The organism is Desulfosarcina sp., from assembly GCF_033791525.1.
Taxonomy (GTDB): domain Bacteria; phylum Desulfobacterota; class Desulfobacteria; order Desulfobacterales; family Desulfosarcinaceae; genus Desulfosarcina.
Window position 1 is genome coordinate 1 of record NZ_JASJGN010000447.1, and the last position, 9,198, is coordinate 9,198.

Sequence of the window (9,198 nt, forward strand, 5' to 3'; positions counted from 1 at the left end):
GCTCGGCGCTGTGCATGAATGGATCAACCTGCTTTTTCATTACCGCCTCCGGTTAAGGTGTTGCTGTCATTTCAAATCGACTGTTGCATGAAAAAAGTGGTTCGGACCATACTCCATCGTCCGCCAAATAAAAACCCTTCAGTCGACTGGGCAAAGCGTGTAAGCGCTTTTCGATCGCCTGCGGACGCCCTGCAATTTCAATCCTGGCCCGGCAATCTTTATCGAATCTTTACAGCAAGGCCGTCCATTCGTGGTTATGGTTTGGTCGTACAGGTGATAGACGGCCTGTTCTCAACCTTTCACGGGTAAAAACGGATAATGGGAAAGAGAGGCGCCGCACGATGAAAAAAAGATGCTGCACAACCGGCAAAGGGTGTTTATTGTTGGTAGGTATACTGTCGTTGCTGTTGGCCTGCTCCCCAACGATGGACTCACAGGCAGGTCAAGATTCGAAGACAACGGAGGCGACCATGAACCTGGCATTGAAAACCGAAACTGATTCACTGGCAATCCCGCCCATCGATGCGGCGGCGCCGTCAATTTTCGAAACCGCGTCCTTCGGACTGGGGTGATTCTGGGGAATCGAATCCCGGTTCGGGATCATAGATGGTGTGATTCGCACACGCGTGGGTTACGCCGGCGGCAGGCAGGACAATCCGGACTACGGCCATATCGGTGACCACACCGAAACCGTGCAGGTGGATTACGATCCGCAGCGCATCACCTACAAGGAGCTGCTGGACATATTCTGGCAGGGCCACAAGCCCACCGGGCGGTCGTGGTCCCGGCAGTACATGAATGCCGTGTTCTTCCACGACGACCGGCAGCGGCAGGCGGCCACAGAGTCCAAGGCGGATGTGGAGAAAAAGCTCGGCCAACGGGTCAAAACCGAGGTGGCTCCACTGCGCACATTTACCATGGCCGAAGATTACCATCAGAAGTATATTATCAAGCAGCATTACGACCTGAACGCCGAAATGTCGCGCATCTATCCGCTTCACCGTAATTTCGTGGACTCCACCGCCGTGGCGCGCCTAAACGGATACGCGAGCGGGCACGGCAACAGCGATCAGCTGGCGCGTGAGATCGACGATCTTGGGCTGACGGATGCGGGGAAAAAGACCCTTACGGATATGCTGAAGCGGAAGTGGAATTATGATCGTCAATAGCTAAGCAATACGATGAACCCCCTTTGCGTGCCGATTGAATATTGCCCGTATGGGCTGAAAGCCGATTTCCAGTTCGCTCGCTAACCCCAACGCAAACGACGGGGAATGCGCTCGCTATCGCGGTTCAGAAAAGGGCTTTCCATGAACTGTCGTGGACTATATTTCGAGGATTTCTCGGCCGGACGGAAATACGCCACGGACCGTCGTACGATTACCGAAGCGGACCATATCAGCTTTACTACCGCTTTCGGATTTTTCGAGCCCCTTTTCATGGACCGGGCATACGTCGCGCATGAAACACCCTACGAAAGGCCCATCGTTCCCGGAGCACTGACATTCTCGATCTCCGAAGGTCTGACACTCCTGTCCGGAATCCTGCATGGCACGGGTTTGGCGTTTCTGGGCGTCGAACTCAAGGTGATCAGACCGGTGTTTATCGACGAGACCATCGGCGTCGACATCGAGGTGGTGGACAAGCGGCAGACCAAAAAACCGGATCGGGGAATCGTCTCTTTTTTCCAACGTGTCAACAATCAGGATGAGGAGCCGGTCATGGAATACACCATCCGGCGCATGATCCGGCGCAAACACCTGTAGAGGCGCCCATTTGCCTTGCGGTTGCAGCCTTCCAGGTCAGATCCGGAGATCAAACCTTTGCGTTTACTCGACGGTGACCCTCACGGCGTGTTCATCGATGCCATTATTACCGTAGCCAAGAAAATTCCATCGGGCAGTTTCCGGCTGCCGCCTGCCCTGGCCGTCCGTAGCCCGTGCTTTGATCGTGTGTTCACCGGCCTGGCTTGCAGGCCAGACATACTGCCATTGCCGCCAGGCAAAGGGCTCATCCGGACCGATAAATTCGGCCGCCTGCCAGGTGGCACCGTCATCGACGGACACCTCGACGGTTGCCACGTGCCCTTCGCCGGCATAGGCGGCGCCAAGCACAACAATCGCTCCCTTCTCCAGGTGCTCACCGGTCAAGGGCTGGGTGATAATGGATTTCAGGGCGATGGCGGTGACCGCATCACCAGTATCGGGTTTCTCACCTTTTTGAAAAACACGGTAGACCTGGTCCATGAAGAACCCTTCGAATGGCTTTTCCAGCACCGTAATGCGATTGAGCCACTTCACGCAGTTGGCCCCGGTCCATCCCAAAGCCAGTGCCCGCAACGGGTAGCCGTGCTTTAAGGGCAGGGGGTCCCCATTCATTTCATAAGCCAGCAGGGTGGATGACATCGCCTTTTCGATGGGGATGCTGCGCACGAATTTAATCTGGGCTTTGCCGAGGGGGGTGTCCATTCCTTCGAAAGCGACATGGGCGGCCCGGTCCGCCAGACCCGCGTCGTTCAGCAGGTCCCTTAGCCAGACACCGCCCCAGACCGCATTGCCGACGCCGCCGATGGTCCACGGGTTGCCAGGCGCTTTTTTCTCGAGCAGGGACCGACTGTTTCCCGAGCACTCCAGGGTATTGGCAACGATGGCTTTGGGGAGGCGTTGGATCTGGTCCAGGTGCAGACCAAGCTTTCTCTTGACCATCCCATCGACCATCAATACCCACTTGTCCAATGCAACCGGTACTTCCGGTATCTTTCCCTGGTTGCGGTCGAAAAAAACCGCATTGGGTGTAATCCAGGAACGCAGGCGCACTGCCGGCGTTTCGGCGTTCAGCGGGCTTTCGGTCATGATACGCATGGATTTAGTCATCGGTCAGGCCCCCTTGTTCGGGTTGGGTTTGCTTCCTCGACAGCCGATTTACCGCCAGGAAACGATCCGTTCACGCCATGCATTCGGTGGGCTCCCGGACGTGAGCGGGAAAGGGTATGGTCGCCGGAACGTACGGATGGGATGGGTATCACCATTATATGAGCCGTGTGCGGCCGGCGTCAATGGCTTAACGCAGCAAACCGGAGGCGAGACGATGGCCGCATATGAATTGGTTGTGGTCATCGGCGCAAGGATGAAGCCGAAGGAAAGCACAGGCAAGAAGGAACAAGTCGTTTTTTTGGCCCTTATACCGTCACCACGATTTTGCCCTTCTGCCGGTTGGACTCCATAAAGCGGTGGGCCTCGACGATGGCGTCCAGGGCAAATGTGCGGGCGATGACCGGCTTGAGGGCACCGGATGCCAGGCCGTCATAGACAAACTGTTTGCCGCGGGCCATGCACGCGGGCTGCTTGACGATCTCAAACAGGGTATACCCGCGAATGGTCAGGCCTTTGCCGAGGGCATCGAACAGGGGAAACGGGGTTGGCGCCGGGGACAGGGCCCCATATTCGAAAATCGTGGCACCGGGCGCCGCGGCCTGGGCCAGCTTTTCCAGAAACGGGCCGGCCACCGGGTCAAAGATGATGTCGGCCCCCTTGCCGCCGGTGATCGCCAGGGTCTGTGCGGCCAGATCCGCCTCATCGGTCACGATCACGTGATCGGCACCGGCGTCCAGGAGAAACTGTTTTTTGTCCGCACCCCGCGTGGTCGCCACGGCCAACGCGCCCACTGATTTGACGATCTGGATGGCCGCCAGGCCAACGCTGCTGCTGCCGGCGGTGATCAAAACCGACGCATCTTTCTGCAGCCGACCATATTCGATCAAGGCGCCGTAAGCGGTCATGTACTGCATCCAGATAGCGGCGCCTTCAACGGCAGATAGGCTGTCAGGGTAGCGGGCAACCGAATGGGCCGGCACGATGGCACTTTGGCCATAAACCCCGTATTGGGTCATGGAAAAAGAGGGTATCGTGCTGACGCGATCGCCAATCTGAATGCCGTCAACACCGGGGCCCACCGCGTCCACCGTTCCGGCAGCCTCGTAGCCGAGACGAGAGGGCAGTTCAGGGCTCTCCAGATACACGCCCTGGCGGAACATCACCTCGGCCCGGTTAAGGCCGATGGCCGCCACCTTCAGACGCACTTCACCTTTGCCGGGCTGCGAATCCGGCAACTCCTCGAGCCTGAGCACATCCGCCTCCCCAGTTTCATGAAATCGAACTATTTTCGGCATGCGTTATCCTCCTTGGATTGTCTTGGTTAAACACAAACTGGGCGGGTCACCGATCGGCTAAATACAGCCGTGACAATGGAACGACGGTCAACCGCCCGGCTTTTGTGGCACTTTTTTCACCTTGCCGATGTCATACCCCTCCTGCTCCAAAAACTGAAGAATCTTGCGGTAATCCCCTTCAAGAAGCGACGGCGTGCGGGCCATGATCCAGACATAATCCCTTTTGGTCCGGCCCACCACCGTTTGGGAATAGTCTGTGGTCAAGAGGATGATGCGGTATTCGGATTTGAAGGGCCAGACGAACTGCATGTCCCAGACCGCGTTGGATGCGGTGTCGCGCACGACAGCCCGTGGTGTATAAGTTTTGAGCGGGCCGTCATAGCCGCCCTTGTTGAAGGTGAAGGTGGTTGGGATAGAGCCGTCTTCGGCCAGGCGGTAGGATTCCACCGCGTTATAGGCATCTTTTTCAATAAATGTGGGGATGTTGGCAATCACGTACCAATCGCCCATGAACCGCTCCAGGTCGACCTGGGCCACGGTGTGGATCGGTGGCATGGACTGGCATCCAAACAGGGACAGCAGCATGGCTCCCGCCAGTGTCATGGTCATGTGTTTCAGAGCCGTATTCCTTTTCGGATTAAGTTTTCGGCGACACCATCGGCATTCGGGATCGGAATAATCATGTTTGCCGGATAGCCGCGGCCTGCCTGTGAAGCCCTCACATGTTGCGGGCAGGTTCATGACACGCGCAGACGAACGGCCTCAATGGGTCGAGGCAAAGGAGGCCAATATCCGCTGTTGCCACTGTTCGTTATAGCCGTCGGCCTCTGGGATTCTGCCGACCGAACGTGCATGGGGAAAATGAATGCGCACAAAATCCCTGAAGCGCTTGTCCACCACTTTTCGCAAAGATTGGCACAAACCGTCATACACCACGTCGTCGACTTCGCTGAAATCGAAGAAGATGGCCAGTTGGTTGATGAAACTGTTTCTGGTGTTCACGGATGCACCTTGGGTATCCAGGGCCTTCATCAGACGGTTGGCGATGTCCACCAGCGCCAAACGGATCTGTTGCCGGATCAGTTTTTTGCGTTCGCCGGTCCAGAAAATCCGGTTGCGGTCCATGCTCAGCTCGCACTTGTCGCGGCCTTTGAGATTGATCCGGCCCACCACATGCTGGCGGGCGCCCTCGGGCAGCAGCAGATCGTCCTGGGTCACAAAGATGCCGTCCTGAAAGACGGATACACCGCCGGTTGCCGTTTCCAGTGCAAAGATACGGGAATCGTTCACTTTAGCGCCCAGGTAGATGAAGCCCTCGGCGTCGTCAAAGGTCACCGGGGCGACAAAGTCAGAGTCAGCGTTCTGGACAGCGGCATAGGATATGGGCTCGTTACCGATGATGGTGGTATGTCCCCGCTCGTCGGTAAGCCTGACCGGAATCTGAAGGAAACGGATGTTGGTCTTCAAATAGCCAACGAATTCCATGCGTCGACTGTAGTTGAACCTGGACGGTTTCAGGTGAAGGGTCACCTCCGTCCCGGCGTGCGCATCATCGCCTAAGGGCCGCACGTCGAAATAATCCTTCAGGCTGGTGATTGTAATCAGCAGCCCCGGCGAGGCGCCCTTGCGGGTCTTGATGACTATTTTTTCCGCCACCAGGAAACTGGACAGAAAACCGATCCCGAACTGGCTGATGAAGCCGATATCGATGCGCGGATCCTCATTGACTGTTTTGACCTCATCGGACTGATAAAAGGAGATGCCGATGGAGAGAAAGTATTTTTCCAGCCATTGCCGGTCCATGCCGATGCCGTTGTCGCGGACCGTGATACGGCTGATGTCGTCGTTGAAGGCAATGGAAATGACTGGCACATAGGCCTTGTCGGCCAGTTTGCGCATGCTGCAGGCGTCCACCGCATTCTGTATGAGTTCGCGCAGAAAGACGCGTTTGTCCGAATAAAGTCGGTTGCCCATGAACAGGTGCAGGGCGGCGGAGGTGTCAACGGTATACTTCAGGTCCACCGGTTGATAACCCGCCGGTTCGATTTCATAGATCAGGTCGGCAAACAGAAATCGGGGACGGGTCCGCTGGTTGATGTCGTTGAGCTGCTCCTGAACGGCGCGTTCGTGGTGTTTCAGGGCCCGGTGGAGTTCTGGGTCGCGGCAACTGATTTTTACGCGGATGGTGGCCGAAAGGTAGGGGTGCGGCCCGACGCCGTCGACATCGAATGCATCCATCCAGTTCGCCGATGAGCCGTTCGGATTACCGCGCAAATGGGCGACAATTGCCAGGAAGGTGGCAGGTGATTTCAGCTCCAGGGCTCTGGATAGTTGGATAGCGGCGGCAATCAACTTCGTGTTGATCAGGGTGCCGGCATAGTGCGTGGGCACGGAACCGACAGGCGCTGGATCAAGGTCGCTTGCGTCCTGCATCTGCAGGCATATCAGGGCCATGATCCCGGCGCGGCGAGCATCCTTGATCCCAAGGGCCTGCCAGTTCCCTTGAATCCAGTCGTGGGAGCGTCGCGCAATGCTGCTGTCGGCGGACGCACCGCTGCCGTCCATCAGCCCGATGTCGCAAAGAAAGGCGGCGGCATGCAGAAAAAAAGTCTGACATGGGTGGGCGGCCATCACCTGCGTCTGCTCATCATCCAGCAACCAGGATACCAGTCGTTGTAAGATACGATCCGCCTGCGCCACGAGTGCCATCTGCCGGAACGGGGCTGGTCTCTGTGCATCAGTGGCTAATCGGTGGACCGACTGGCGGAGGGTTTCAAGCTCCGCTTTCATATCATCATCGAACGGCTGGGGAAGCATTTGCATCGGTCGGCATCCTTGGCAATAGTCGGCACAACAATTCAAATATGGGCAGGAAAAGAAAGTCCGTCAAGGTGAACATGTCTGTGAGCCAGGCAACAGGACCCTGTGCAATGCGCCTTACGAAACCCTTGGTACTTTTCTTTTTCACTTCTTTAACGGATTGATCAGGCTCAAATAGTTGCACACAGAATGCACAAGCCAGGATGGGAGGTGCTGCCCCAGGGTGATTTTCCCGTTGAAGTGGCGGGGTGGTATCCGCCGGGCGGCGTTCCGGCCGCCGCCATTGCGGACATCCAGGGCGATGCCCGCAAAGAGATCGTCGTTTCACTCAACGACGGATTCATGACCTGCTTTTCAGCTGATGCGGACATGCTCTGGCGGTTCAACTACACTAACGGCAAGGCCATCATGTATGCCTCGGAGCCAATGCTGGAAGACCTGAACCAGGACGGTTCACCGGAGATTGTCTTCTCCACCTACGGCGATCCCGATGTCAGCGATTCAGGCCATTTGATCATCCTGGGAGCCGACGGCACGCCACTTCATAACATCGCCCTGCCTGATCCGGGACATAACGGGAACGGCAACGGCGCCCCGGAGGCACCGACCATTGCCGATCTGGACGGTGATGGTCAACTGGAGATCATGGTCCAAACCTTTGATCACGGCCTGGACATCTTTACCGTTCCCGATTCCGGCTGCGACTGCCTGCTGTGGACCACGGCCAGGGGCGGGCCTTTGCGCATGGGCCAGCCCAGTGGGTTAGATTGAACGATGGTCACTCCTCCGAATGGAAGCTGCGGATGATGTACCCACCGGACTTTTCGTCCGATTCCAGTTCCATGAGTCCGCGGCTGGCGGCTTCGTCCAGCAGGCGTTTGAATGAACGGAACCCGTAGTAAGACTCGTTGAATCCCGGGCGGCGGCGCTTGAGTGTCTGCTTGACCATGGACCCCCATATTTTATCTTCCGACCCGCGCTCTTCGGCCAGAGCCTCCAGGGTCTCCATCACCAAATCCAGCGCAGCTTGGATCCGCGTTTCTGCATCCTCTATGGGAGTGGCCTCGGGAGCAAGTGTTTTAGGCCCCTTGACAGGCGGCTTGCGGGCCGGTTTTTTGGCCTTTTTCTTCTTGCGGACCAGGTCATCGTAATAAATGAATTCGTCGCAATTGGCGATCAACAGATCCGAACTGGAATTTTTCACACCCACGCCGATAACGTTCTTGTTGTTCTCGCGAAGTTTGCTGACCAATGGTGAGAAGTCCGAATCCCCGCTGACAACCACGAAGGTATCCACGTGTGATTTGGTGTAGCACAGGTCCAGGGCATCGACCACCATGCGGATGTCGGCGGAATTCTTGCCCGACTGGCGCACATGGGGGATCTCGATGAGTTCGAAGGCCGCTTCGTGCATGGCCGCTTTGAACTCCTTGTACCGTTCCCAGTCGCAGTAAGCTTTCTTGACCACGATGCTGCCCTTGAGCAGCAACCGCTCGAGCACCTTGCTGATGTCGAACTGGGCAAAGCGGGCATCCCGCACCCCGAGGGCCACATTTTCGAAGTCGCAGAACACGGCCAGGTTGGTCGCTTCAAGTATCTTGCTCATGTTTTCCTTCCCGGATTTTCAATGGTTTTCGAAAAATGATCATACCCCGATTGCAAAAAAAAAGAAACGATGATGCTCCACGCCAGCAAGACCTTGATTTACAAATGTAGAAGGCTTCTTATTTTCAATTCATGGCGGTTCCGTAAAAAGTCCGATATCTGCGTTACGCTTCATCCCTCGTCACTGCAGCGTACCATAAGTACGCCTCACTCCTCGGGATTCGCAAGCCTTAATCTCGAACTTTTTACGAAACCGTCTGAGATGGGACGTTTTTCGATTCCATCAATTCAAACTTCAATAAAAAAATGAGGGTGCACTGATGGCTGAACTTCGAGCAACAAATGAATATACCCGGGATACGGTAACGATGAATGTCGAGGACGCCGACCTGGATCTGTCGACAGCCCGTGACATGGCCAAAACAAAAGCCCGCGACATTGACAGCAATGCCATGATGCTGTCCTACCACAGCGGAAAAACCGGCGAATTCTGGCCCACTTACGATTGCGGCGGCGGCGGACGGCCGCCCTGGATTGTATTTGCCGAGGCCAGGGGCTACAACCTGAAGATCGACATCAACGACGGCGAGTATGAGTTTTTCTAT

The 9,198-nt window shown here is 56.4% G+C and carries 9 protein-coding genes; 4 read left to right on the forward strand and 5 right to left on the reverse strand.

From position 1 onward, the window contains the following. Positions 1-581 precede the first annotated feature (581 nt). Positions 582-1,169 (forward strand): peptide-methionine (S)-S-oxide reductase, encoded by a 588-nt coding sequence (locus QNK41_RS21180; protein WP_319261303.1) that lies wholly within the window; start codon positions 582-584, stop codon positions 1,167-1,169. 141 nt (positions 1,170-1,310) lie between these two features. Beyond that, positions 1,311-1,766 (forward strand): MaoC family dehydratase, encoded by a 456-nt coding sequence (locus QNK41_RS21185; protein WP_319261281.1) that lies wholly within the window; start codon positions 1,311-1,313, stop codon positions 1,764-1,766. A gap of 63 nt (positions 1,767-1,829) precedes the next feature. Here QNK41_RS21185 and QNK41_RS21190 read toward each other — a convergent pair whose 3' ends face one another. From QNK41_RS21190 to QNK41_RS21205, 4 genes are all read right to left on the reverse strand, one after another. Continuing rightward, complete coding sequence (locus QNK41_RS21190) at positions 1,830-2,873, reverse strand: sulfite oxidase (RefSeq protein ID WP_319261284.1); 1,044 nt, start codon at positions 2,871-2,873, stop codon at positions 1,830-1,832. 305 nt (positions 2,874-3,178) lie between these two features. Beyond that, positions 3,179-4,168, reverse strand: a complete 990-nt coding sequence (locus QNK41_RS21195; RefSeq protein ID WP_319261287.1) for a zinc-dependent alcohol dehydrogenase family protein — start codon at positions 4,166-4,168, stop codon at positions 3,179-3,181. A gap of 87 nt (positions 4,169-4,255) precedes the next feature. Next, a complete protein-coding gene (locus QNK41_RS21200) occupies positions 4,256-4,777 on the reverse strand; it encodes a lipocalin family protein (RefSeq protein ID WP_319261290.1) in 522 nt (173 codons plus the stop codon). Between the two features lie 153 nt (positions 4,778-4,930). After that, complete coding sequence (locus tag QNK41_RS21205; RefSeq protein ID WP_319261292.1) at positions 4,931-6,991, reverse strand: ATP-binding protein; 2,061 nt, start codon at positions 6,989-6,991, stop codon at positions 4,931-4,933. Between the two features lie 186 nt (positions 6,992-7,177). Between QNK41_RS21205 and QNK41_RS21210 the strand changes: the two genes are divergently transcribed. Further along, positions 7,178-7,759 carry a VCBS repeat-containing protein gene (locus tag QNK41_RS21210; RefSeq protein WP_319261294.1) on the forward strand — a complete coding sequence of 194 codons (582 nt, stop codon included), beginning with the start codon at positions 7,178-7,180 and terminating at the stop codon, positions 7,757-7,759. Positions 7,760-7,766: 7 nt separating this feature from the next. On the opposite strand, the gene QNK41_RS21215 is transcribed toward QNK41_RS21210, so the two are convergent. Then, on the reverse strand, positions 7,767-8,594 hold the full coding sequence (locus QNK41_RS21215; protein WP_319261297.1) for an NYN domain-containing protein: 828 nt from the start codon (positions 8,592-8,594) through the stop codon (positions 7,767-7,769). Between the two features lie 319 nt (positions 8,595-8,913). Here QNK41_RS21215 and QNK41_RS21220 point away from each other — a divergent pair. Beyond that, positions 8,914-9,198, forward strand: a 285-nt coding sequence (locus tag QNK41_RS21220) for an AF1514 family protein (protein ID WP_319261300.1), incomplete at its 3' end; no start/stop codon positions are given.